This is a genomic window from Phenylobacterium sp. (assembly GCF_031360265.1).
Taxonomy (GTDB): domain Bacteria; phylum Pseudomonadota; class Alphaproteobacteria; order Caulobacterales; family Caulobacteraceae; genus Phenylobacterium.
Genome location: NZ_JANMBF010000064.1, coordinates 1 through 23,934 on the forward strand (window position 1 = coordinate 1; position 23,934 = coordinate 23,934).

The 23,934-nt window shown below is 69.2% G+C and carries 25 protein-coding genes; 12 read left to right on the forward strand and 13 right to left on the reverse strand.

The window, feature by feature from the left end:
- The 3 genes from recA to RMN86_RS05300 form a co-directional block, all read left to right on the forward strand.
- A partial coding sequence (recA, locus tag RMN86_RS05290; protein WP_309604788.1) for a recombinase RecA occupies positions 1-860 on the forward strand: 860 nt, incomplete at its 5' end.
- A 166-nt stretch (positions 861-1,026) separates the two neighbouring features.
- The gene (alaS, locus tag RMN86_RS05295) at positions 1,027-3,696 is read left to right on the forward strand and encodes an alanine--tRNA ligase (protein WP_309604789.1); all 2,670 of its coding nucleotides are present in this window, start codon (positions 1,027-1,029) and stop codon (positions 3,694-3,696) included.
- 78 nt (positions 3,697-3,774) lie between these two features.
- Complete coding sequence (locus tag RMN86_RS05300; protein ID WP_309604790.1) at positions 3,775-4,332, forward strand: hypothetical protein; 558 nt, start codon at positions 3,775-3,777, stop codon at positions 4,330-4,332.
- Between the two features lie 15 nt (positions 4,333-4,347).
- On the opposite strand, the gene RMN86_RS05305 is transcribed toward RMN86_RS05300, so the two are convergent.
- From RMN86_RS05305 to bla, 3 genes are all read right to left on the reverse strand, one after another.
- Positions 4,348-4,701: a VOC family protein gene (locus tag RMN86_RS05305; protein WP_309604791.1), complete on the reverse strand. Its 354-nt coding sequence runs from the start codon at positions 4,699-4,701 to the stop codon at positions 4,348-4,350.
- A gap of 95 nt (positions 4,702-4,796) precedes the next feature.
- Complete coding sequence (locus RMN86_RS05310; protein ID WP_309604792.1) at positions 4,797-6,011, reverse strand: NADP-dependent isocitrate dehydrogenase; 1,215 nt, start codon at positions 6,009-6,011, stop codon at positions 4,797-4,799.
- 98 nt (positions 6,012-6,109) lie between these two features.
- The gene (gene bla, locus RMN86_RS05315) at positions 6,110-7,168 is read right to left on the reverse strand and encodes a class A beta-lactamase (protein ID WP_309604793.1); all 1,059 of its coding nucleotides are present in this window, start codon (positions 7,166-7,168) and stop codon (positions 6,110-6,112) included.
- On the opposite strand from bla, the gene RMN86_RS05320 reads away from it, so the two are divergent.
- Entirely contained in the window at positions 7,167-7,958 is a 792-nt protein-coding gene (locus RMN86_RS05320) for an RNA methyltransferase (protein ID WP_309604794.1), read from the forward strand. The genes bla and RMN86_RS05320 overlap by 2 nt on opposite strands.
- Here the strand turns inward: RMN86_RS05320 and RMN86_RS05325 are convergent.
- Entirely contained in the window at positions 7,950-8,723 is a 774-nt protein-coding gene (locus tag RMN86_RS05325) for a hypothetical protein (RefSeq protein ID WP_309604795.1), read from the reverse strand. The genes RMN86_RS05320 and RMN86_RS05325 overlap by 9 nt on opposite strands.
- Positions 8,724-9,130: 407 nt before the next feature.
- Between RMN86_RS05325 and RMN86_RS05330 the strand changes: the two genes are divergently transcribed.
- Positions 9,131-10,219, forward strand: coding sequence for a nitronate monooxygenase (locus RMN86_RS05330; RefSeq protein WP_309604796.1), 1,089 nt, complete (start codon positions 9,131-9,133; stop codon positions 10,217-10,219).
- A gap of 153 nt (positions 10,220-10,372) precedes the next feature.
- Complete coding sequence (gene rpsD / locus RMN86_RS05335) at positions 10,373-10,990, forward strand: 30S ribosomal protein S4 (protein ID WP_309604797.1); 618 nt, start codon at positions 10,373-10,375, stop codon at positions 10,988-10,990.
- Positions 10,991-11,137: 147 nt separating this feature from the next.
- Here the strand turns inward: rpsD and RMN86_RS05340 are convergent, their stop codons facing one another.
- The 5 genes from RMN86_RS05340 to RMN86_RS05360 form a co-directional block, all read right to left on the reverse strand.
- Positions 11,138-11,560, reverse strand: a complete 423-nt coding sequence (locus RMN86_RS05340; protein WP_405041320.1) for an acyl-CoA thioesterase — start codon at positions 11,558-11,560, stop codon at positions 11,138-11,140.
- Between the two features lies 1 nt (position 11,561).
- Entirely contained in the window at positions 11,562-11,918 is a 357-nt protein-coding gene (grxD, locus tag RMN86_RS05345) for a Grx4 family monothiol glutaredoxin (protein WP_309604798.1), read from the reverse strand.
- Positions 11,919-11,991: 73 nt separating this feature from the next.
- On the reverse strand, positions 11,992-12,225 hold the full coding sequence (locus RMN86_RS05350; protein ID WP_309604799.1) for a BolA family transcriptional regulator: 234 nt from the start codon (positions 12,223-12,225) through the stop codon (positions 11,992-11,994).
- 38 nt (positions 12,226-12,263) lie between these two features.
- On the reverse strand, positions 12,264-12,770 hold the full coding sequence (locus RMN86_RS05355) for a DUF1579 domain-containing protein (RefSeq protein ID WP_309604800.1): 507 nt from the start codon (positions 12,768-12,770) through the stop codon (positions 12,264-12,266).
- Positions 12,771-12,850: 80 nt separating this feature from the next.
- Positions 12,851-14,083: a serine hydrolase domain-containing protein gene (locus RMN86_RS05360; RefSeq protein WP_309604801.1), complete on the reverse strand. Its 1,233-nt coding sequence runs from the start codon at positions 14,081-14,083 to the stop codon at positions 12,851-12,853.
- Between the two features lie 93 nt (positions 14,084-14,176).
- Between RMN86_RS05360 and RMN86_RS05365 the strand changes: the two genes are divergently transcribed.
- A complete protein-coding gene (locus RMN86_RS05365) occupies positions 14,177-14,656 on the forward strand; it encodes a CinA family protein (RefSeq protein ID WP_309604802.1) in 480 nt (159 codons plus the stop codon).
- 4 nt (positions 14,657-14,660) lie between these two features.
- On the opposite strand, the gene RMN86_RS05370 is transcribed toward RMN86_RS05365, so the two are convergent.
- Entirely contained in the window at positions 14,661-15,698 is a 1,038-nt protein-coding gene (locus tag RMN86_RS05370) for an NADP-dependent oxidoreductase (protein ID WP_309604803.1), read from the reverse strand.
- 71 nt (positions 15,699-15,769) lie between these two features.
- Between RMN86_RS05370 and RMN86_RS05375 the strand changes: the two genes are divergently transcribed.
- Both RMN86_RS05375 and RMN86_RS05380 read left to right on the forward strand, forming a co-directional pair.
- Positions 15,770-17,599 (forward strand): NAD(P)/FAD-dependent oxidoreductase, encoded by a 1,830-nt coding sequence (locus RMN86_RS05375; protein ID WP_309604804.1) that lies wholly within the window; start codon positions 15,770-15,772, stop codon positions 17,597-17,599.
- A gap of 51 nt (positions 17,600-17,650) precedes the next feature.
- Positions 17,651-18,376 carry a methyltransferase gene (locus RMN86_RS05380; protein ID WP_309604805.1) on the forward strand — a complete coding sequence of 242 codons (726 nt, stop codon included), beginning with the start codon at positions 17,651-17,653 and terminating at the stop codon, positions 18,374-18,376.
- A 6-nt stretch (positions 18,377-18,382) separates the two neighbouring features.
- Here RMN86_RS05380 and RMN86_RS05385 read toward each other — a convergent pair whose 3' ends face one another.
- The gene (locus tag RMN86_RS05385) at positions 18,383-19,510 is read right to left on the reverse strand and encodes an alanine racemase (RefSeq protein WP_309604806.1); all 1,128 of its coding nucleotides are present in this window, start codon (positions 19,508-19,510) and stop codon (positions 18,383-18,385) included.
- Positions 19,510-21,717 (reverse strand): phosphoribosylformylglycinamidine synthase subunit PurL, encoded by a 2,208-nt coding sequence (gene purL, locus RMN86_RS05390; RefSeq protein ID WP_309604807.1) that lies wholly within the window; start codon positions 21,715-21,717, stop codon positions 19,510-19,512. The genes RMN86_RS05385 and purL overlap by 1 nt, the downstream gene beginning before the upstream one ends.
- A 151-nt stretch (positions 21,718-21,868) precedes the next feature.
- Here purL and RMN86_RS05395 point away from each other — a divergent pair, with 151 nt between their 5' ends.
- Genes RMN86_RS05395 through RMN86_RS05405 form a run of 3 tightly spaced genes read left to right on the forward strand, consistent with a single transcriptional unit; the run spans position 21,869 to position 22,807 of the window.
- A complete protein-coding gene (locus RMN86_RS05395) occupies positions 21,869-22,111 on the forward strand; it encodes a type II toxin-antitoxin system RelE/ParE family toxin (protein ID WP_309604821.1) in 243 nt (80 codons plus the stop codon).
- A 1-nt stretch (position 22,112) separates the two neighbouring features.
- Positions 22,113-22,403, forward strand: coding sequence for an addiction module antidote protein (locus RMN86_RS05400; protein ID WP_309604808.1), 291 nt, complete (start codon positions 22,113-22,115; stop codon positions 22,401-22,403).
- On the forward strand, positions 22,400-22,807 hold the full coding sequence (locus tag RMN86_RS05405; protein ID WP_309604809.1) for a hypothetical protein: 408 nt from the start codon (positions 22,400-22,402) through the stop codon (positions 22,805-22,807). Before RMN86_RS05400 ends, RMN86_RS05405 begins: the two co-directional genes overlap by 4 nt.
- Before the next feature lie 311 nt (positions 22,808-23,118).
- On the opposite strand, the gene RMN86_RS05410 is transcribed toward RMN86_RS05405, so the two are convergent.
- On the reverse strand, positions 23,119-23,892 hold the full coding sequence (locus RMN86_RS05410; protein WP_309604810.1) for an SDR family NAD(P)-dependent oxidoreductase: 774 nt from the start codon (positions 23,890-23,892) through the stop codon (positions 23,119-23,121).
- Between the last annotated feature and the right edge of the window lie 42 nt (positions 23,893-23,934).

The window sequence follows — 23,934 nt, forward strand, 5'->3', positions numbered from 1 at the left end:
GACGCGTGGTGGAGATCTACGGGCCGGAAAGCTCGGGCAAGACGACGCTGGCCCTGCACGTGGTGGCCGAGGTCCAGAAACTGGGCGGCACGGCGGCCTTCGTCGACGCCGAGCACGCGCTCGACCCGTCCTACGCCCACAAGCTGGGGGTCAACCTCGACGAGCTGCTGGTCTCCCAGCCCGACACCGGCGAACAGGCGCTGGAGATCACCGACACGCTCGTCCGCTCGGGCGCGGTGGACATCATCGTCATCGACAGCGTGGCCGCGCTGACGCCCCGGGCCGAGATCGAGGGCGAGATGGGCGACAGCCTGCCCGGCCTTCAGGCGCGGCTGATGAGCCAGGCGCTGCGCAAGCTTACCGCCTCGATCTCCAAGACCCAGACCCTGGTGATCTTCATCAACCAGATCCGCATGAAGATCGGGGTGATGTACGGCAGTCCGGAAACCACCACCGGGGGCAATGCGCTGAAAGTCTATGCCTCGGTGCGGCTCGACATCCGCCGCACCGGCTCGGTGAAGCGGGCCGACGAGATCGTCGGCAACAACGTCCGCGTCAAGGTGGTCAAGAACAAGGTCGCTCCCCCGTTCCGCGAGGTCGAGTTCGACATCATGTACGGCGAGGGCATCTCCAAGCTGGGCGAGATCATCGACCTGGGCGTCAAGGCAGGCGTCATCGAGAAGTCCGGCTCCTGGTTCTCCTTCTCCAGCCAGCGCATCGGTCAGGGACGCGACAACGTCCGCGACTTCCTGAAAGCCAATCCCGACATCGCCGCGGAGATCGAAAAGCAGGTGCGCGGCGCCAAGGCGGTGATCGCCGAGGAACTGCTGGTCGGCGGCCCCGAGCCCGAGGACGAATAGGTCCGCCTCGGCGGGCCGGTTCCCCCGCGCAAGCGGACCGACGCGCCCGGCCCCGGCCCCGCGCCCTTGGCGAGGTGGCGTTAGTTTCGTAAACGGACCCCCGTCGCCATATCCGGGGCCCGGGTGACGAGACCTTCGCCCCGTTCACGTCAAAGCGCCAGGGTCCATGCCGAGCCTCAACGAGATCCGATCCCATTTCCTCGACTACTTCGGCAAACACGATCACGCCGTCGTCGCCTCGGCGCCGCTGGTGCCGCAGAACGATCCGACGCTGTTGTTCGTCAACGCCGGCATGGTGCCGTTCAAGACCTATTTCACCGGCGCGGAAGCCCCGCCCTGGCCGCGCGCCGCCTCCTCGCAGAAGTCGGTGCGCGCCGGCGGCAAGCACAACGATCTCGACAATGTCGGCTACACCGCCCGCCACCACACCTTCTTCGAGATGCTCGGCAATTTCTCCTTCGGCGACTACTTCAAGGAAGGGGCCATCGAATACGCCTGGGACCTGCTGACCCGGGAGTTCAAGCTTCCGGTCGAGAAGCTGCTGGTCACCGTCTACGCCCAGGACGAAGAGGCGCCGGTGCTGTGGAAGAAGATCGCCGGCCTCTCCGACGACCGGATCATCCGCATCGCCACCGCCGACAACTTCTGGTCGATGGGCGACACCGGCCCCTGCGGCCCCTGCTCGGAGATCTTCTACGATCACGGCGACCACATCCCCGGCGGCCCGCCCGGCAGTCCCGACGAGGACGGCGACCGGTTCGTGGAGATCTGGAACCTGGTGTTCATGCAGTTCGAGCAGCTGGCGTCGGGCGAACGCACCAACCTGCCCAAGCCCTCGATCGACACCGGCATGGGCCTTGAGCGCATCGCCGCGGTCTTGCAGGGCGTCCACGACAACTATGACATCGACCTCTTCCGGGCGATCATCGCCGCCTCCCGTGACCTGGTCGGCGGCGCCGGCGCGGCGTCCAACGGCGCCTCGCACCGGGTGATCGCCGACCACCTGCGCGCCGCCAGCTTCCTGATCGCCGACGGGGTGATGCCCTCCAACGAGGGCCGCGGCTATGTGCTGCGCCGGATCATGCGCCGCGCCATGCGCCACGCCCACCTGCTGGGCGCCGCCGACCCGTTGATGCACCGCCTGGCGCCGTCCCTGATCGCCCAGATGGGCGAGGCCTATCCGGAGCTGCGGCGCGCCGAAGCCGCCATCGTCGACACCCTGCGCCAGGAGGAGGAGCGGTTCCGCCGCACGCTCGGCCGCGGCATGGGCCTGCTCGACGAGGCCACCGCCCACCTGGGCGCAGGCGAGGTGCTGTCGGGCGAGACCGCGTTTAAGCTCTACGACACCTACGGCTTCCCGCTGGACCTGACCCAGGACGCCGTGCGCGCCAAGGGCCTGACCGTCGACCTCGAAGGCTTCGACGCGGCCATGACCCGCCAGCGCGACCAGGCCCGTGAAGCCTGGACCGGTTCCGGCCAGGTGGCCGCGGCCGGCGAGTGGTTCGCCATCCGCGACCGGCTGGGGCCCAGCGAATTCGTCGGCTACGACGAGATCGAGGCGAGCGCCGACCTGTTGTCCCTGGTCGAGGACGGGCGCGAGATCGACGGCGCGGTGGTCGGCGCCAGCGTCCAGGCGGTGTTCGATCGCACCCCCTTCTACGCCGAGAGCGGCGGTCAGGCGGGCGACCAGGGCGAGGTGGCCTGGACAATGGACAATGGAACCTCTGGCAGGGCCCGCGTAAGCGACGTGCAGAAGGAGGCCGGCGACCTCTTCGTCCACGACCTGGGGATCCTCGAAGGCGTCCTTGCGCCTGGCGCCCGCGTCCGGCTGACCGTCGATGCCAAACGCCGCGCCGCCACCCGCGCCAATCACTCGGCCACCCATCTGCTGCATGCGGCATTGCGCGACGTGCTGGGTCCCCACGTCAGCCAGAAGGGCCAGATGGTCGACGGCGAGCGCATCCGCTTCGACTTCAGCCACGGCCAGCCGGTGAGCTGGGGCGAGATTGACCGCATCGAGGCTGAGGTCAACGCCGTGGTCCGCCAGAACCTGCCGGCGGAGACTGAGCTGATGGCGCCCCAGGCGGCCATGGCGGCCGGGGCCATGGCGCTGTTCGGCGAGAAATATGGCGAGACGGTCCGGGTGCTCACCCTGGGCCAGTCGTTGGCGGGGGAGGGCGCCTATTCGGTGGAGCTCTGCGGCGGCACCCACGTGGCGCGCACCGGCGACATCGCCCTGTTCAAGATCGTCCAGGAACAGGGCGTGGCGGCCGGCGTTCGCCGCATCGAGGCGCTGACCGGCGAGGCGGCGCGGCGCTATCTGCTGGACCAGGCGGCCGTCGCCCGGGGGCTCGCCGACCAGTTCAAGGTCCCGGTGTCCGAGGTCCCGGTCCGTGTGGCCGCTCTGGAAACCCAGCGTCGGCAGCTCGAGAAGGAGCTGGGCGACGCCCGGCGCCAGCTCGCCATGGGCGGCGGCGGTGGCGGCGGGGCCGCGCCCGCGGCGCCGGAAGAGATCGGCGGCGTCCAGGTCCTGGCCCGCATCCTGGAGGGCGTCGGCGGCAAGGACCTGCGGCCCATCGCAGAGGCATTCAAGAAGCAGGTCCCCGACGGGGTGATCGTGCTGGTGGGCTCGGCGGAGGGCAAGGCCGCGGTCACCGTGGCGGTCACCGGCTCGGCCCAGGCGCGGTTCAACGCCGTCGAGCTGGCCAAGGCCGCCGTGGTGGCCATGGGCGGCCAGGGCGGCGGCGGGCGACCGGATTTCGCCCAGGGCGGCGCGCCGGACGGCGCCCTGGCCGACGAAGGCATCGCCGCGGTGAAGGCCGCGCTGGGGGGTTAGGGTTCAACCTCCAGGCGTGGGGACTGGCGCCGCGCGGACCCACGCACTAGGTTCCGGCCAGAAGTTCCGGAGCGCCCTATGCGCAGTGTTTGTACGGCCGCCGCGTTCGTCCTTGGCCTGATGGCCGCCCAGGCCGCGACGGCGTCCAGCGTGATCGCCCTGCCGCCCAGCCTGGGAACGGTCGGCGCCGCCACCCTGACCTTCGGCGACGACACCGCAGGCGCCCCCGGCGCCCCCGCGCAATCCAAGGCCTGGGTGCTGGATCAGGCCGCCGACGACGGCGCCCGCTCCTACCTTTTGCAATACAATCGCCGCGGCGGCGTTGTCGGGCCCGATCAGGTGCAGGGCGCGTTCGAGTTCTCCCCCCTGGCAGGCGACACGCTGGGCGTGCCGCCCAGGGTTCACGCTGACGGGGCGTCCACCTCGCCGGCGTTTGGCGACCGGCTGGCGATCACCCTGGAGACCCCCGGCCGCTACACCTTGGCCTACGATCTTCCCAAGGCCGGCCCAAGCGGCGACCCGGCGGGATTTGCCGCCGCGCACCTGCTGGGACCGGCGTTCTGGGGCCTAATGATCGCCGGCTTCAGCCTGATCGGCCTGGGCCTGGGCGGTCGCGCCGTTCGCGCCCGCGCCTAGGCGGACTCAGCCCTGTTAGGTGGCAGGGGCGTCGTAGATGCAGAGCTTGTTGCCAGCCGCGTCCCGCACATAGGCGCCGTAGAAGCCGCTGTCAGCCTCCGGCGGCCGAAAGCCCGGCGCCCCTTCGTCCGTCCCCTCATTGGCCAGGGCCGCGGCATAGGCCGCCTTCACTTGGTCGTGGCTGTCGGCCTTGAAGGCGATCATGATCCCGTTGCCGCCGCGCGCCGGCTGGCCGTCGTGCGGCTTGCAGATGCCGACGCCGGGCGCATCGCCCTTGCCATAGAAGGCCCAGCCGCCATCCAGCGGGCCGCGCACATAGCCGACCGCGCCCAACACGGCGTCGTAAAAAGGGCAGTGCGCCTTCGACATCGTGGGCGCCGATGGTGATGTAGCCGAGGGTCATTGCTCGTCCTCCGTCCTGCCGCTGACGATAGCCGCGATCATGAACAGATCAAGAACAAACTTTAAGCCGCCAGCGCCTTTTCCAGGTTCGCGGCCACCTTGTCGATGAAGCCCTCGGTGGTCAGCCAGCCTTGCGTGTCGCCGACCAGCAGCGCCAGGTCCTTGGTCATCGACCCGCTCTCGACGGTCTCGACGCAGACCCGCTCCAGCGTCTTGGCGAAGGCGTCGAGCGCGGCGTTGTCGTCGAGCTTGGCGCGATGCTCCAGGCCGCGCGTCCAGGCGAAGATTGAGGCGATCGAGTTGGTCGAGGTGCTTTCGCCCCGCTGATGCTGGCGGAAATGGCGCGTGACGGTGCCGTGGGCGGCCTCGGCCTCCATGGTCTTGCCGTCGGGGGTGATCAGCACCGAGGTCATCAGGCCCAGCGAGCCGAACCCTTGCGCCACGGTGTCGGACTGCACGTCGCCGTCGTAGTTCTTGCAGGCCCAGACATAGCCGCCGGACCACTTCATGGCGGCGGCCACCATGTCGTCGATCAGCCGGTGCTCGTAGGTGATGCCGGCGTCCTTGAACTTGGCGGTGTATTCGCTGTCGTAGATCTCCTGGAACAGGTCCTTGAACCGGCCGTCATAGGCCTTGAGGATGGTGTTCTTGGTGGAGAGATACAGCGGATACTTGCGGTCCAGCGCATAGGCGAAGCTGGCGCGGGCGAAGTCGCGGATGGAATCGTCGAGGTTGTACATAGCCAGGGCCACGCCGGCGCCGGGATAGTTGAACACCTCGCGCTCGATGGTCTGGCCGTCGTCGCCCTTCCAGGTCAGGGTCATCTTGCCGGGGCCCGGCACCTTGAAGTCCGTGGCCCGGTACTGGTCGCCATAGGCGTGGCGGCCGATGATTATCGGCTGGGTCCAGCCGGGCACCAGGCGCGGGACGTTCTTGCAGATGATCGGCTCGCGGAAGACCACGCCGCCCAGGATGTTGCGGATAGTGCCGTTCGGCGATTTCCACATTTCCTTGAGGTTGAACTCCTTCACCCGCGCCTCGTCGGGGGTGATGGTCGCGCACTTGTCGCCGACGCCATACTTCTGGATCGCCTCGGCGCTCGCGATGGTGATCTTGTCGTCGGTGGCGTCGCGCGACTCCATGCCCAGGTCGTAATATTCGGTCCGCAGATCCAGGAACGGGAAGATCAGCTTGTCCTTGATCAGCTTCCAGATGATCCGGGTCATCTCGTCCCCGTCGAGATCGACGACAGGGTTGGCGACTTTGATCTTTGCCATGAGGGCCAGGCGCTCCGCGCGAAGTTCGGGGGTTGGGGCCGTATAGCCGTCGCCGGGGCCGACGCAAAGGCTGCAAGGCCGGCGATCTTGCGCCGGGTTTAGCCGATGCTGGCCACCGCTACGCGCCCAAGCTCGGCGAACAGGGGGGCGCGGTCGGTCTCGGCGGCCGTCGAGCCGGTCAGGAAGGCCGCGATGGCATAGCGTCGCCGATCGCGCAGCGTGAAGATCCCTACGTCGTTGTAGGCGGCGCTCAGGCCCTGGTCGGTCCCCGACGCGCCGGTCTTGTGGGCGAAGGCGGCGTCCTTGGGCAGGCCCGCCTTCAAGCGGTCCGCGCCTCGGGGGGACAGAATCATCAGGCGCAGCAGTCGATGGGTGGACGCCGCCGAGATCAGGGCGCCGGCGTCAAGCCTGGCGAGCAGCCGCAGCATGCCGCGCGGCGTCGCCGAATCGCGCGGATCGGCCATATAGGCCAGCATGGCGGCGTGGCGGCGCGCCGGAGGAACCGTGGCCCTGGCGGCGTCGAAGGCGGCCGACCCCTTCCAGGCCGCCCGGAAGGAGGTCATGCCATAGACCGTCGGCTGGATCTCGCGTTCATAGCGGTCGACGCGGACCTCGGTGATCCGCTGGGCGTCCAGCCAGCCCATCACCGCGCCCGGCCCGCCGATGCGCTTCATCAAAAGGTCGGCGGCGGTGTTGTCGCTGTTGACGATCGCGGCGATCAGCAACTCGTCGATGGAATAGGTCGTGCGCCCCGGCCAGGCGTCGGCGATGGGCGACCAGTCCGGCGACAGCGACTCGGCTTCCAGGGTCACCGTCTCGGCGAGACCGAGCCGCCCGGCGTCAATTTCAGCCAGGGCCGCGGCGGCGAGAGGCAGTTTGAAGACGCTCTGCATGGGAAAGGCGCGCTCACCCCGCCCCAGCCAGGACTCGCCGCTCTCCAGGTTGAGCAGGCCAAAGCCCAGGACGCCCGGCGCCGCGCGGGCCGCCAGCCTGGCGACCTCAGCATCGAGGCGTCGCAGGTCGATCCGCGGCGTTCGCGACGCGGTGAGCGCGGGCGCGCGCCCACAGGCCGCCAGTGACAGGCCGGCGGCGCCGACCAGCAGTTCGCGGCGGCCAAGGCTTGCGCTGCCGCCGCCAAGCGATTGTAACCGCCTCATGCCAGAAATTCCTCCCTCGACACCTGTGATTATCCTTAATGCGCCACAACTCGGAGAGAACATCGGTGCGGCCGCGCGGGCCATGGCGAACTTCGGCCTTTCCGACCTGCGGCTGGTCAACCCGCGCGATGGCTGGCCCAACGAACGCGCCTGGACTTCGGCCTCCGGGGCCGATTGGCCGCTGAACGCCGCCCAGGTGTTTGCAAGTGTGGAAGACGCCATCGCGGACCTGCGGCTCGTCTATGCAACGACCGCGCGGCCGCGTGAGTTGCAACTGCCCATCCTGACGCCGCGATCGGCGGCGCGCAACCTGGCCGCGGCGGTTGGCGCGGGCCTGAGGGTGGGCCTGCTGTTCGGCGCCGAGCGGGCAGGGCTGGAGACCGCTGACATCGCGCTCTGCCAGGCGGTCGTGACCCTCCCGGTGGACGCGCGCTTCAAGTCCCTGAACCTCGCCCAGGCGGTTGCGATCAATGCCTACGAGTGGCGCATGACTGTCGCAGCCGAGACTCCACTGGCCTTCCGCGACGGTCCGCCACCGGCGGACGGCGCGGCTATGCTGGGCCTTTACGAACACTTCGAGCGCGAACTGGAAGCCGCCGGCTTCTTCCACCCGCCGGAAAAGCGGCCGTCGATGGTACAGAACCTGCGCTCGGCGCTGGGCCGCGCCAGCTTCACCGACCAGGAAGTCCGCACGTTTCGCGGCGTGGTCACCGCGCTCTCCCGCGGGCGGGGGCGGGTGCTGGCCAAGCTCGCCGGGCAGAAGCCCCAACAGGACCCCGAGCTAGGTTGAGGGCTTTCGGCGCATGATGTTCGTCAGCCACCAGACGATGGCGCCGCCCAGCACGGTGAACACGCCGATCAGCCACTTCCAGATCGGATCGATCTGAGCGATCCACCACTTGACGCTGTCCACCAGGGGCATCGTGACGGGAATGGCGTCGTGATAGGTGCGGACCACCTGTTCGGCGCCTGAGCCCTCGATCCTGGCCTTGATCGCCAGGTCCAGGCGCGCCGTGCCGGGCGCGAGCGCGGTGACATCCCAGATCCAGGTCGGGTTGGCGCCGTTGGCCTTCTGCCAGGCCGGAAAGCCCGGGCGCAGCTGAATCCTCACCCGTTCCGCCGGGCCGGTGAGCTCAGCGGTCATGTCCGGACTGATCGAGATGGCGTGGGTCTTCACAGCGCCAGGCAGGTTGTCGAAGCTCTCGGCGACGGCCTCTCGGGTGACGTTGATGATCACCTGCACGGGCGTCGGTTCGTTGAACGTCACCGTTGTCGGCTTGTTGTAGACCACGTCACGGGTGAGCATCGGGCCAGGCGCCGCGATCACGGGGGCGGCCGAGGGCGGCGTCGCCGATGGTGTCGCGTCCGGCGCCGGTGCGACGTCGGGACTGAAGGGCGCCCCGACGATGCTCGCGGGCGGCTGCGGCTGCGGCGGCGCTGGCGGGGCGGGCTTTACCAGCATGGCGAAAGTATTGCCCGGATGGACGCCGACCAGTGATGACCACTTCGACGCGAGCGAGCTTGCCGCCTGCCGGACCGGGGATTCGGCGGTCACGGACGCGCCTCTGGTCCCGCTATCGGCAAGTGGCGGGGTGGCCGGGGAAGGCGGCGCCGGCGCGGCGGCGGCAGGCGCGGCAGCGGCAGGTCCGGCCCCGACGGCGGTTACAGGGGCCGGCGCCGCTGTCGCAGGGGGCGGGGTTGGCGTCGTGGCGGCGGACGCGTCGGTCGGCGGCGGACTGGCCATTTTCTCGGCGGGCGTGCACCCCGCCAGGGCGCAGGCAAGTCCCGCCATCGCCATGCGGCGGACGCGGCTTGGCAAAGACGATGGATTTCCGGGCGTCAGCATGGTCGATCCGCGAAGTCGCAGTCGCCATCGAACGCCGCTTTCCGGAAAAGCGCAACCTTAGGTATCGTCCGCAAACGGTGGTTGCCCGGCGTCGGGGCCAGCGCCTAATTGGCGCCATGTCTCTTGCCGCGCTGCTCGACCGCCTGCCGATCCCGATCCTCCAGGCGCCCATGGCCGGGGCGAGCGCCGAGGCCATGGCCATCGCCGTCAGCCGTGCCGGCGCCATGGGCTCGCTGGCCGCCGCCGCTGTCGCGCCGGGCGATATCGTCGCCGCAGTCGAGGCGATGCGGGCCGCGACTGAGGCGCCCTTCGCGGTCAACCTGCTGATGGCGCCGGCCGCCGCGCCAGCCCCGACTGTCATCGACGTCGCCCTGGCCAGGCTCGCGCCCTGGTACGCCGAGCTGGGTGCGCCCCTGCCGGCCTTCCCCAACCGCTTCACCCACGATTTCGACGCGCAGCTTCGCGCGCTGATCCGCGCTGCGCCGCCGGTGGCCTCCTTCAGCTTTTCGGTCCTCACGCGCGACCAGGTCGACGCCCTGCACGGCGCGGGCAGCCTTGTGGTCGGAACCGCCAACACCGTCGCCGAGGCGCTGGCCTGGGCCGAGGCCGGCGCAGATGGGATCTGCGCCCAGGGCTTCGAGGCCGGTGGCCACCACGCTTATTTCCTGGAGGACATCGAGGCCAGTTCGGTCGGGACCCTGGCCCTGGTGGCGACGGTGCTGGCCGCCGTAGACCTGCCGGTGATCGCCGCGGGCGGGATCATGGATGGGCGTGGCGTCGCCGCCGCCCTGGCGCTGGGGGCCAGCGCCGCCCAGATGGGTTCAGCCTTCCTGCTGGCTGACCAGGCGACCGTTGGGCCCACCTGGCGGCAGGCGATCATGGACGCGCCGCAGGACGCCACACGGCTTACGCGGGCGTTCTCCGGCCGCTATGCCCGCGGGATCGAGAACCGCTTCATCCGCGAGATGCGCGCCGTCCAGGACGAGGTCCCGGCCTATCCGGTGCAGAACCGGCTGACCCAGGCCCTGCGCGCGGCCGCCGACCAGGCGGGCGATCCTCAGACGATGTCGCTGTGGGCCGGCCAGGCGGTGAAGTTGGCAAGGCCGGGCGCCGCCGAGGATCTGGTGCGCCTGTGGTGGACGCAAGCGCAGGCCGCCACCCTGGCGCTTGCGCAGCGCATGGAGCGCGGCGTCTCCGATCCTTGACTCCGAAAGGGGCGGTGGGCATACAGCGCCCCTTCCTCGCCGCCGGCTTGCCGCGCGGCCTGCGGATTTATGACGGGTTGACGCGAACGCCGCCGTTGAGATCGCGCTTCCAGCTTGGGAAGCGCCGGCTCGGGTCGAAGTGAAGAGAACCGAATGTCCAAGCGCCACAGCGCCAAGTACAAACTCGACCGCCGGATGGGCGAAAACATCTGGGGTCGCCCGAAATCCCCGATCAACAAGCGCGCCTATGGTCCCGGCCAGCATGGCCAGCGCCGCAAGCAGAAGGTCTCCGATTTCGGCCTACAGCTGCGCGCCAAGCAGAAGCTCAAGGGCTACTACGGCAACCTCACCGAAAAGCAGTTCAGCCGGATCTACGAAGAGGCCGCGCGCCGCAAGGGCAACACCTCGGAGAACCTGATCGGCCTGCTGGAAAGCCGCCTGGACGCCATCGTCTATCGCTCGAAGTTCGTGCCGACCCCCTTCGCCGCCCGCCAGTTCGTCAACCACGGCCACGTGATGGTCAACGGCAAGCGCGTGAACATTCCGTCCTATCGCGTCAAGCCGGGCGACGTGGTCACGGTGCGCGAGCGGTCGCGCAACATGGCCCTGGTGCTGGAGGCCCTGCAATCGGGTGAACGCGACACCCCCGACTACATCACCATGGACGGCAAGGCGATGTCCGCCACCTTCGTCCGCATCCCGGAGCTGGCCGAAGTGCCCTATCCGGTGAAGATGGAACCCAACCTGGTCATCGAATTCTACGCGTCATAGAGCGCGAGATAGTCGACCGACTTTCGAAGGCCCCGGAGCAATCCGGGGCCTTTTGATTCGCGCTGGGACGTTACGGAAAGGGGCGCCCTGACCGCTGGATCGCGGGACAGCCTCTTGGCGGCCCTGGAGCTTGGACGAACCAGACCGCTAGGCGAACGCCTCGAGGATCCATTCCGGCACGCGCCGGGGCCGGCCCGTGGCCCGTTCGATCAGCACCCAGGTGGTGACAATCTGGGCGCACATGGCGGTCCCTGGGGCAGCGTCGATGCGGATAAACCGGTTGAAACGGGGGCCTTCGGCGGCTTCGGCCACCCAGGTGCGGCCGTGGGCTGTCTCTCCGGGCAACAGCGCGCGGCGATAATCGACCTCGTGGCGCAGCGCGATCCAGGCCCAGGTGGCCAGCGCCTCGGGCGGCGCCACGCTGCGCCAATGGGCGACGCCCAGCTCCTGCGCCCAGCGCAGATAGACCACGTTGTTCACGTGGCCGTTCTCGTCGATGTCGTCGCGGGTCGGCGCGAAGTCGAGCCGGAAGACCGGGCAGCCCGACGGCGGCTGCAGCAGCCGGCTCAAGTCAGGCTTCGAGCAGGCCCTGATCGGCCAGCAGGGTCTTCAGTTCGCCGGCCTGGAACATCTCGCGCACGATGTCGCAGCCGCCGACGAACTCGCCCTTCACATAGAGCTGTGGGATGGTCGGCCAGTCGGAATACGCCTTGATGCCGTCGCGCAGCTGGTCGTTCTGCAGCACATTGACGCCGACGAAATCGGCGCCGAGGTGATCGAGGATCTGCACCACCTGGGCGGAAAATCCGCACTGCGGGGCCTCCGGCACGCCCTTCATGAACAGCACCACCGGATGGTCCGCCACCGCCTTGGCGATGAAGTCGTGGACGGGGTTGGCGACGGGATTGGCGGTCGTGGTCTCGGTCATCGGTCGGCCCTTCGGCGCAAGTTCGCGAACCCCAGAGCTAGGGAGCCCGGCCGCCCTGGTCAAGCGGGCGTGGTCAAGCGGGCGCCGACGTCTCCAAGGCCAGCGCGTGCAACTCGCCGCCCATCCGGCCCTTCAGGGCGGCGTAGACCAGCTGATGCTGGCGGATGCGGGGCAGGCCCGCGAAGGCCGCCGAGACGATGCGGGCCTTGTAGTGGTCGCCGTCGCCGGCCAGATCGTCGATCTTGATCTCGGCATCGGGGAAGCCGTCCCGCAGGATCGCTTCGAGGTGGGGCAGGGCGATAGGCATGGCGTTTCCCTAGGCGCAGGCGGGCCGGCGCCGCAAGCTCATTCGCAGCGGGTGAAGGCCATGGTCCAGTTCACTTCCCAGTTGCGCCCGCGGTCAAAGGAGAACGCCTGCGCCCAGTGCGCCGAGGCCGGCGTGATATCCTTCCAGGCATAGATCACCCGCACGGGTCGCCCGTTGTCGACGTCCACGCCATAGAACCGGCCCTCGCCGTCCTCGAAGCGGCCGAACACCGGCTCCTGCAGCACACCGGCGGCGCTGTTCACCCAGTAGATCGCCCATTCGCGCCGCGCGAGGTCGTAGGTGCGGAAGGTCAGGCCCTGGACGTCGCGGGCCGGCATCGCATTCTCATCGACGTTGCAGAGGCCGTCCATCAGCTTGCGACAGACGCTGGTCCCTTCGAATTCATCCCAGTCGTCGCAGTCCGCGCCGCGCAGCTTCAGCCGGCGGTGGTTCACGGTCCAGCGGCCGACCAGGAAATCGAAGTCCCCGCGACCGTCCTGGAGGGCGCCCACGGTCCTGGTCTCCATTTTCGCATGCGCGTTCATCGCCCTGTCTCCTTCTGCTGGAGACAGCGATAGCCGGGCCCTGCTGACAGCCTCGTGTCAGCAGGCGCGCCGCCGGGCCCTCAGTCGATGATTGACGAATAGATGATGCTCTTCAGCTGGCCGCGGAAGTTGAAGGTGCCGGACGGCATCAGCTGGGTCATGAACACCACCGACAGGTCCTCCTTGGGGTCCACCCAGAAGATCGTCGAGGCCGCCCCGCCCCAGTAGTAGTCGCCGGTCCCCAGCGTGCCGGTCTGCACCTGGCTCATGGTCGACGCAAAACCCAGGCCGAAGCCGACGCCTTCGTTGGCGGTCTCCGAGAAGCCGCCGATGGCCAGCTGCGTCAGGTCCTTGCCGCCGGCCAGGTGGTTCATGTGCATGACCTCCAGCGTGCGCGGGCCAAGGATCCGCGCCCCGTCCAGTTCGCCGCCCCGGCGCAGCATCTCGCAGAAGCGGAGGTAGTCGGCGCTGGTCCCGGTGAGGCCGCCGCCACCGGATTTGAAGCCGGGCTCGCGGGTGAAGTCGCTGGTCGCCGGGTCGTCGATCAGTTTCAGCGTCTTGCTGGGGCCGCGCTGATAGTTAGCGGCGAAGCGGTCGATCTTGTCGGGCGCCACGAAGAACGCGGTGTCCTTCATGCCCAGCGGCGCGAAGATCACCTCCTCAAGGTATCGCGCCAGCGGCACGCCGGAGATCACCTCGACCAGGGCGCCGCAGACATCGGTCGCCAGCGAATACATCCATGCCTGGCCGGGCTGATAGCGCAGCGGCACCTGGCTGAGCTTGTCGAGGAACTCCACCATCGTGTCCGCGCCGCCCGCCGAACGGATCTTCAGCTGGCGATAGATCCTGTCGATCGGGTGCTGGATGCCGATGCCCGGCAAGCCGCCACCATAGGTCAGGCCCGCCTGGTGGCTGAGCACGTCGCGGAAGGTGACCGGCCGGGCCGGCGCCTCGGTGACCATCTCCGCGCCCTCGCCGGAAACCCAGACGCGGTGGTTTTTCCAGGACGGCACATAGCGGCTGACTGGATCGTTGAGCTGGAAATAGCCCTGCTCAAAGAGGGTCATCAGCGCCACCGAGGTGATCGGCTTGGTCATCGAATAGATGCGGTAGATGGTGCCGTCGTCGGTGGGCTTGCCGCGTTCGGCGTCCATCAGGCCGAATGACTGGGAATAGGCCAGGTGACCGTGGCGGGCGACATTGACCTGGCAGCCGGCGAGCTTGCCGTTGGCGATGTAGTTTCGCTCCAGGTGCGCGCCGATGCGCTCCAGGCGCTGCGCGTCCAGGCCGGTCCACTGCGATTGGGCGTCCATGAAAATATCCTCCCGAAAAATGGCGCTTGGTCTAATTCATCGCCATCATGGGCGCGGATGCGGCGGGCCGCCAAGTCATAAGGAGATGTAGGCGTGCAAGACCTTGACGCGCGGGCGGCGGAACTGGGCGAGCGGCTGAAGGCCCTGGGGCAGACCGTGGCGGTGGCCGAGAGCTCGTCCGGCGGGCTGATCTCGGCGGCCCTGCTGGGGGTGCCGGGCGCCTCGAAATATTACCTGGGCGGGGCGGTGGTCTACACCGGCAAGGCCCGCATGGTGCTGATGGACCTGCCGCGCGAGGCCGTGGCCGGCATGCGCTCCTCCAGCGAGCCCTATGCGCTGCTGTTGGCGCGGACCGCCCGCGAACGCTTCGGCGCCACCTGGGGCCTCTCGGAGACCGGCGCGGCGGGGCCCACGGGCAACCCCTATGGCGACGCCGCCGGCCACACCTGCCTGGCGATCTCCGGCCCCGTCGAGATGGCGATCACCCTGGAAACCGGCGAAAGCGACCGCCTCGCCAACATGACCGCCTTCGCCGCCGCGGCGCTGGACCTGCTGAAGCGAGCGGTGGGGTAGGAGCCTACGTCGTCGGATCCTCCCCCACACGCACCAGCATCTTGCCGAAGTTGCCGCCGCGCAGCATCTCGGCGAAGGCGGCGGGGATCGCTTCCAGGCCCTGGCGGATGTCCTCGCGATAGCGCACGTCGCCGGCGGCGACCCATTGCGACATCGCGGCCAGGAACGCCGCCTCGTGATCGGCCACATAGTCGCCGACGAAAAGGTCGCCCACGGTGACGCCGCGGTCGCGGAAGATCGCCTCGCCGCGGGCCATCAGGGCGGCCCGCGCATCCTGGCCGGGCGCGTCCCCATAGCTGGCGATCAGGCCGCAGATGGTCATCCGCGCGCCGGCGTTGAACAGCGGCAGGACGGCGTTGAACACCGCGCCGCCGACATTCTCGAAATAGACATCGACGCCGGTGGGGCAGGCGGCCTTCAGGTCCGCGGCGAACGTCGGGCTGAGGTGGGAGACACAGGCGTCGAAGCCGAGTTCCTCGGTGACGAAGCGGCACTTGTCCGCGATACCGGCGATGCCGACCACGCGGGCGCCGCGCAGGCGGGCGAGCTGGCCGGCGATCTGACCTACCCCGCCCGACGCGGCCGAGACCACCGCCGTCTCGCCGGGCTTGGGGTCGGCCATCAGCAGCATGCCGGCGTAGGCGGTCAGCCCCAGCATGCCCAGCACGCCGACCGCCTGGGAGATGCGGCCCTGGGCCGGGTCGAGCTTGCGGGGGATCATGTAGGCCGGCCGCGCCACGCCCGCGCCCATCAGGCCGTATTCGGCCCAGCCATTGGTGTTGAACACCAGGTCGCCGGGCGAAAAGCCGTCCATCCGGCTCTCCACCACCTGGGCCACCGTGCGGGCGTGGCAGGGCGCGCCCGCCGGCTCGGCGCCACGTTTCTTGTAGCCCCACTGGTAGGGGTCGAGTGAGACGTAGATGGTCCGGGTCAGGGCCTGGCCGGCGCCCGGTGTGGGCATCGGCGCCTCGCGCAGCTCAAACGTGTCGCCCTGCGGCCAGGGCGGCAGGGGTGCGGCCGATCGGGTCCAGAAACGGTTCATTGGCCTCTCCCGCGGGTGTCGCCAGGGATGGTGTTGACGCGACCGCCCTTCATAGCGGCAATATTGCACCCATGAGCATCCAGCCGGAACTTCTCGAGATCGTCGGCGAGATCGATTTCGATCCCGACGCGCTGCACGCGAAATATCTCGCCGAACGCGACAAGCGGCTGCGCGATGACGGCATCGACCAGTACGTCGCGGTCAAGGCCGAGTTCTCGCACTACATCGACGACCCCTATGTCGAGCCGGGATTTACCCGCGAGCCGGTTTGCGACGAGGTCGAGTTCGTCATCGTCGGCGGCGGGTTCGGCGGCCTGATGATGGGCGCGCGCCTGCGTGAGGCCGGGTTCGAGAGCATCCGGGTGGTGGAGAGCGCCGGCGACTTTGGCGGCACCTGGTACTGGAACCGCTATCCGGGCGCCATGTGCGACGTGGAGAGCTACTGCTACCTCCCGTTGCTGGAAGAGCTGGGCTACATGCCCCGCCACAAATATTCGTTCGCCCCGGAAATTCTCGAGCACAGCCGCAACATCGCCCGCCACTACCGGCTCTATGACGACGCGCTGATGCAGACGTCGATCACCGGCATGGTCTGGGACGAGGCCGACCAGCGCTGGGAGATCAGCACCAACCGTGGCGACCGGTTCAAGGCGCGCCATGTTGCCATGGCCAACGGCCCGCTCAGCCGGCCGAAGCTGCCGGGCATCCCCGGCATCGGCGACTTCAAGGGCCACACCTTCCACACAAGCCGCTGGGACTATCGCTACACCGGGGGCGATTCCTCGGGCGGCCTCAGCGGCCTGAAGGACAAGCGGGTGGGGATCATCGGCACCGGGGCTACGGCCATCCAGTGCGTGCCGCACCTGGGCGCATGGGCCAAGGAACTCTGCGTCTTCCAGCGCACCCCCTCGTCGGTGGATGTGCGCAACAATGCGCCGACCGACCCCAAGTGGGCGGCTTCGTTGGAGCCCGGCTGGCAGAAGGCCCGGATGGAGAATTTCAACATCCTGGTGAGCGGCGGCGACCAGGACGAGGACCTGGTCCACGACGGCTGGACCGACATCTTCCGCACCCTCACCGGCAGCGCGGCCAAGGAGGCGTCGCGCAAGCTGGGCCGACGGCTGACCTCGCCAGAGAAGGCCGAGCTGATGGCGCTGGCCGACTATCGCAAGATGAACCAGGTGCGCGCCCGGGTGGACGCCATCGTCAAGGACCCGGCGACGGCGGCGGCGCTGAAGCCGTGGTACCGCCAGTTCTGCAAGCGGCCCTGTTTTCACGACGACTATCTGCAGACCTTCAATCGACCCAACGTCACCCTGGTGGATACCCATGGCCGGGGCGTCGAGCGCCTGACCGAGGGCGGGGTGGTGGCCAATGGGCGGGAATATCCGCTCGACTGCCTGATCTTCGCCACGGGGTTCGAAGTCGGCACCTCTTACACCCGCCGCGCCGGCTATGACATCGTCGGGCGAGGCGGGGTGACCCTGTCGGAGCACTGGGCCGACGGCCTGCGCACCCTGCACGGCCTGACCACCCACGGGTTCCCCAACTGCTTCTTCCTGGGCTTCACCCAGACGGCGATCACCATCAGCGTGCCGCAGGCCCTGAATGAGCAGGCCAACCACGTGGCGCATATGGTCAGCCAGGCGCGCGAGCTGGGCGCCGGCGTGTTGGAGCCAACTGTCGAGGCGGAAGAGGCCTATGTGCAGGAGGTCCGCGGGCTCGCCCGCATGGGCCGGCGCTTCTACGAGGAGTGCACCCCGGGGTACTACAATTCCGAGGGTGAAACGGGGAACCGCAAGGGCTTCTTCTCCGACATGTACGGCGCCGGGCCGCTGCGGTTTTTTGAGGTGCTGAAGGCCTGGCGCGACGAGGGCATGCCGGGACTTTCCCTGCGCTGAGGACGTGCCGATTTTGGATAACCCTTACTCAAGTCGCAAGAGAGGACGCCGATGACCCGGATGATCGCGGCCCTGGCCGCCGGACTGCTGCTCACCGCCGCGGGCTTGCCAGCCCTGGCCCAGGCGCCGCCCCCTCAGGCCACCGCCGACGCCATGACCGATCCGGCCATGAAGGGGCCCGAGGTGCTGGCCTTCATCGGCCTCACGCCCGGCGACCGGGTGGCCGACATCGTCGCGGGCCGTTTCGTGCGCGCACTCAGCGTCGCGGTGGGGCCGAAGGGTCGCGTCTATGCGGTCGAGCCGACCGAGCTGGTCAAGGCTCACCCCGAGGTCGTGGGCATCATCAAGGGCATTATGGCCCTGCCCGCGCACGCCAACGTCGAACTGATCACCGCGCCGATCAACGCGCCGGGCCTGCCCGACAAGCTCGACGTCGTGTTCATCCGTCAGGACTACCATGACCTGCACGACAAGTTCATGGGACCAGCGGACCTGACCCTGTTCAACAAGGCGGTCTTCGCCGCGCTCAAGCCGGGGGGTGTCTATGTGGTGCTGGACCACGCTGCTGAGCCCGGCTCGGGCCTGCGCGACACCGAGGGCCGCCACCGGATCGACCCCGCCACGGTGAAGGCCGAGGTCATGGCGGCGGGCTTCCGGCTCGATGGCGAGAGCGCGATCCTCGCTAACCCGGCCGACGATCATACGAAGTTCGTGTTCGATCCCGCGATCCGCGGCAAGACCGACCAGTTCCTGCTGCGCTTTCGCAAGCCCGGGTAGCGCGCCCTACTGCGAGGCCCCGCGTCCCTCGACTGCGGCGATCTCCACGAGCACGTCGCCCCGGACCAGGTGGATGACGTCGTAGCGGTCGAGTGTCGGGTCGATGTGGCCGGGCGCGAAGTCGACCCGCGCGCCGCGGGCTGCCGCCGCGCCGTCGGGGCGCATCAGCAGGCCGTGCTCGTCGCCGAAGAAGCGATAGGCGCTGTCGGCGAACCTCAAGGTCATGGCCAGGGGCGCCGGGCCGTCGGTGGCGAAGGCTTTCAGGCCGGCGTCCACCGTCACCCATTTGCGGTGGTTGGCGCTGATCACCGTGGCGGCGATCAAGAGCGCCTGTTCGAAGGCCCCGTCCGGGTCGTCCAGCAGCGCGTCGCGGTACTGGCGGTCCATGAAGGCGTAGGAGCCGGGCTGGACCTCAGTCAGCACCCCTTGGTCCGCGTCGGCGGCGAAGGAGCCAGTGCCGCCGCCGGTGACCACGGCGATGTCCGCGCCCGCGCCGCGCAGGGCCGCGATCACCCGCGACAGGTGAGCCATGCCCTCGGCCACTGCCGCGGCCCGCACATCTGCGCCCGCCAGGTGCTGCCACTGGCCGCCATAGCACTGCACGCCGAGCAGCGTCAGGTTCGGCTGGGCGGCGATGGCGCGGAACACCTCCACGGCCTGGGCGGGGTCGCGCACGCCGCTGCGGCCCAGGCCGGGATCGACGTCGATCAGCACCTGGAGCGGCCCCCTCGCGGCGGGCCCCAGTTCGGCGGCCCCGTCGGGGTGGTCGACGACAATACGGAAGTCCTCCAGGGCGACCGCAAGCGCGGCGGCGCGCACGGCGTTCGCTGAGCCGGCGATCGGCGAGGTGACCAGGATCGCGCCCACCCCCGCGCCGGCCAGGGCCTCGGCCTCGGCCAGCTTGGCGCAGCAGACGCCGACGGCGCCGGCGGCGATCTGGCGGTGCGCCAGCGCGGCGCACTTGTGCGACTTGGCGTGCGGGCGCAGCGCCAGTCCGGCGGCCTTCGCCCGGGCGGCCATCTTGCCCACATTGCGGTCAAAGGCGTCGAGGTCGAGGACGGCGGCGGGCGTCGGGATACGGCCCCGAGAGCCGGGCTGGCCGATCAGGCTGGTGTCGGCGGCGCGACTGCTCATCAGGTGTCCATATAGTCCGGCAGCCAGCCCTCGTGGGTGGCCCGCACCGTGGCGAGCGGGATGTCGAAGCCGGACCCGGTCAGCGCCTCGCCGCCCGCCCGGCCAACGACAGTTGCGGGGACGCCGGCGGCTTTGGCGGCAGTCAGGATCGGGGCGGGGTCGGCGACCGCCAGCAGATAGCGGGCCTGGTCTTCGCCGAACAGCGGGGCGACGCCGGACAGGCCCGGGTCCAGACCAAGCCCGACGCCGGACGCCAGCGCCATCTCGGCCGCCGCGGCGATCAGGCCGCCATCGGAAAGATCATGAACGACAGTGATTTGGCCCGACTGGATCAGGTCCCGAACGAAGTCCCCGTTGCGCCGCTCGGCCGCCAGGTCGACCGGCGGTGGCGCCCCGTCCTCGCGGCCCAGCACCTCGCGCAGATACATCGACGCGCCGAGCTCACCGCGCGTCTCGCCGATCAGCACCAGCGCGTCGCCGGCCCGCATCGAGGCGAAGTCCGCGCGCCGGCCATAGTCCTCGATCAGGCCCACCGCGCCCACCGTCGGCGTCGGCGGAATGGCCGCCCCGTTGGTCTCGTTGTAGAGGCTGACATTGCCGCTCACGACCGGGAAATCCAGCGCCCGGCAGGCCTCCGCCATGCCGTCGATGGCGCGCACGATCTGGCCCATGATCGCCGGCCGCTCGGGGTTGCCGAAGTTCAGGTTGTCGGTGATGGCGATGGGGTCGGCGCCCACCGCCGTCAGGTTGCGCCAGGCCTCGGCCACCGCCTGTTTCCCGCCCTCATAGGGGTCGGCCAGCACATAGCGCGGGGTGACGTCTGAGGTCATGGCCAGCGCTTTCCGGGCGCCGTGAATGCGCACGATCCCGGCGTCGGCGCCGGTGGCGCTGTCCTCCAGGGTGTCGGCCATCACGTGGCGGTCGTACTGCTCCCAGAGCCAGCGCTTGGAGGCCATGTCGGGGCTGCTCATCAGCGTCAGGATCGCCTGCCCATAGTCGGCCGGCGCCGGTACGTCGGCCGGATCCAGCCGCGGCTGCAGCACCGGCTCGGTCCAAGGCCGGTCATAGAGCGGGGCGTCATCGAACAAGGGCGCCAGCGGCACGTCGCAGACCACCTCGCCCCTGTGCCGCAGCACCATGCGCCCGGTGTCGGTGGTCACCCCGATGGTCGCCGCGTCCAGCCCCCATTTGGCGAAAATCCGCTCGCCGTCGGCCTCGCGCCCGGGCTTGAGGATCGCCAGCATCCGCTCCTGGCTTTCCGACAACATCATCTCGTAGGCGCTCATGCCCGCCTCGCGCTGCGGCACACGGTCGAGGTCGAGCTCGACGCCGACCCCGCCCTTGCCGGCCATCTCCACGGTGGACGAGGTCAGGCCCGCCGCGCCCATGTCCTGGATCGCCGCCACCGCGCCGGACGCCATCAGCTCCAGCGTCGCCTCGATCAGCAGCTTCTCGGCGAACGGGTCGCCGACCTGCACCGTCGGGCGTTTCTCGTCCGAGGCGTCGTCGAATTCCGCCGAGGCCATGGTCGCCCCGTGGATGCCGTCGCGGCCGGTCTTCGACCCGAAATAGACCACCGGCAGGCCGGCCGCCGGCGCGGCGGAATAGAAGATCTTGTCGGCGTCGGCCAGGCCCACGCACATGGCGTTGACCAGGATATTGCCGTCATAGCCTGAATGAAAGTTGGTCTCCCCGGCCACCGTCGGCACGCCCACGCAATTGCCATAGCCGCCGATGCCGGCCACCACGCCGGCCACCAGCCGCTTGGTCTTCGGATGGGACGGATCGCCGAACCGCAGCGCGTTCAGCAGGGCGATCGGCCGCGCCCCCATGGTGAAGACGTCGCGCATGATCCCGCCGACGCCGGTCGCCGCCCCCTGGTACGGCTCGATGAACGAGGGATGGTTGTGGCTCTCCATCTTGAAGACGCAGGCCAACCTCTGCCCGTCCGCGCCCTCGCCGATATCCACCACGCCGGCGTTCTCGCCGGGGCCACAGATCACCCTGGGTCCCGTGGTCGGGAACTTGCCCAGGTGCCGCTTGGACGACTTGTAGGAACAGTGCTCCGACCACATCACCGAAAACACCCCCAGCTCCACCGGGTTCGGCTCGCGGTTCAGCCGCAGCACGATGGTGTCGTACTCGGCGGGTGACAGCCCATAGTCGGCGGCCGTCTCGGCGATGGTCTTGGCAGGGGCGACGCTCATGGGGCGGGGTTTAGCCGGACTCGCACGCCGAGGGGAGGGGTGGGATGCCGCACAGTGACAAAGCCGCCTTGTTCCTCGCCCGGCCGCCAATTATATCTGACATATGATCGAGGTGCGCCGCTCGGAACGGTTCATCGCATGACTGAACGCCCTGCGCGACGCCCGCGCCGTGGCGAAGATCGCTATCCGCATCAAGCGGATGGCCGAGGGTAATTTCGGCGACGTCGCTCCCGTCGGCGACGGCGTGAGTGAGCTGCGAATCCACTTCGGACCCGGTTACTGGGTCTATTTCGTGCGGCGCGGTGAAGTGCTGGTGATCCTGCTGTGTGGCGGTGACAAGTCCACTCAGGGGCGTGACATCGCCGCAGCCCGGGCGCTTGCGAGGGAGATATGAAATGGCCCTGAAGACCCAACCGTTCGACGCGGCCGAGGTGCTGCTCGATGACGCGCGCATCGCCGCCTATCTCGAGGAGGCCTTCGCCGACGGCGATCCGGCGCTCATCGCCTCGGCGATCGGCGACGTGGCCCGCGCGCGCAACATCGCCGCCATCGCCCGCGACACGGGCCTGACGCGCGAAACCCTGTACCGGGCCTTCTCGCCCGAAGGCAACCCGACGCTGGCGACCATGGCCGCCGTGGTCAAGGCGCTGGGGTTCCAGCTGTCGATCCGGCCGCTGGGGATTTGATCGTCACGCAGCGCGCGCGGCCTCAGCCATGTCGAACGGGAGCCCGTGGTCGCGTTCCCGACTTCGACGGCAAGGCGGGCAGCGAGGAGGAACGGTGCGCCCAGGTGCTGGATAGCCTGGGCGAAGTGCGTTGGTGGTTGCGCAACATCCCAAGGCACGGCGCCTCCTTCTGGTTGCCGACCGCGCACCAGAGGTTCTACCCGGACTTCGTGGCTGAACTGACGGATGGCCGCAAATTCGTCTTAGAATACAAGGGCGAGCAAGGCTGGACCGACGCTGAACTCGACCGCGTCGCCGGCCGGACATGGGAGCGCGCGGGCGGCGGCCTCTTCCTAATGGTGCGCGAACGCGCTGACGGCCTGGAGATGGTGGGCCAACTCACCAAGAAGCTGCGGGGCGGGTGATGGCCGAACTGATGCGTGGAGGCGGTCTCGGCCTACGATATCTCGTGCGTCTGAGTTGAAACCCCCTCCGTCTCGTCGCGTATCCGCGCCGAGCCACCTCCGCCCGATCGCCCTTCGGGCTGGGGGAGGAACTGGGTGGTCGCTCTGGGACGATCAACCCTGGGCCACCGAATACATGCGCGCGGAGACCGCCAGCCGCGACGTCGGCGCCGAACGCTCGGCCGCCGGCGCCCCGCCGGATCGCTCGCCGCCCGCCCTGCTCAACGGCCCCCCGCCAGACTGCGGCTGAGCGGCCGACCTCCAAACACACTTTATCGCGTCTGGCCCCCATCCACCGGCACCACGGCGCCGGTGACGAAGCTGGCCAGCGGGCTCAGCAGAAAGGCCGCCACCGACCCGATCTCCTCGGGGCGGCCGAAGCGGTTCAAGGGGACTTCGCGCTTGATCCAGCGCTTCCAGGCGTCTTCGCGGGCGCCGGTGGACCTGGTCTCCCAGTCGCCGCCGGGGAAGATGATGTTGCCGGGGGCGATGGCGTTGACCCGCACGCCGCTGGCGCCGGCGATCTTCGCCAGCTCCTTGGTCAGGTGGTTCATGCCGGCCTTGGCGGTCCCGTAGGTGAGGGGCGTGCCCAGCGCGCCCAGGCCGGCGATCGAGGAGATCAGCAGGACCGAGCCCTCGCCGCGCGGGGTCATCCGGCGCAACGTGGCGCGCGAGAGCCGCCAGGCGGAGTCCAGGTTCTGGGTGAAGCCCTTGTCCCAGGTGTCGTCGTCCACCTCGATCCCCGGCGGGCAGGGATAGAGGCCGACGTTGGCCACGGCGCCGAAGATCGCCCCGAAACTGTCCTCGGTGCGGGCCACCGCGTCCTCGATCACGGCGGTCTCGCGCATGTCGCCAGCGATGGCCAGCAGGCGGTCCTCGCCATATCGGGCGGCCAGCCGGGCGCGTTCGGCCTCCAGCGCCTGCGCGCCGCGCGCGGTGATCGCCAGTTTCGCGCCCTCGGCCAGGCAGGCCTCGACAATGCCCAGCCCGATGCCGCGGCTGCCCCCCGCGACAAAGATCACCTTGCCGTCCAGTCCCAGTTGCATGCGCCTGTTCTCCCTCGATCCCGGTTGCCGGCGCATCTAGCC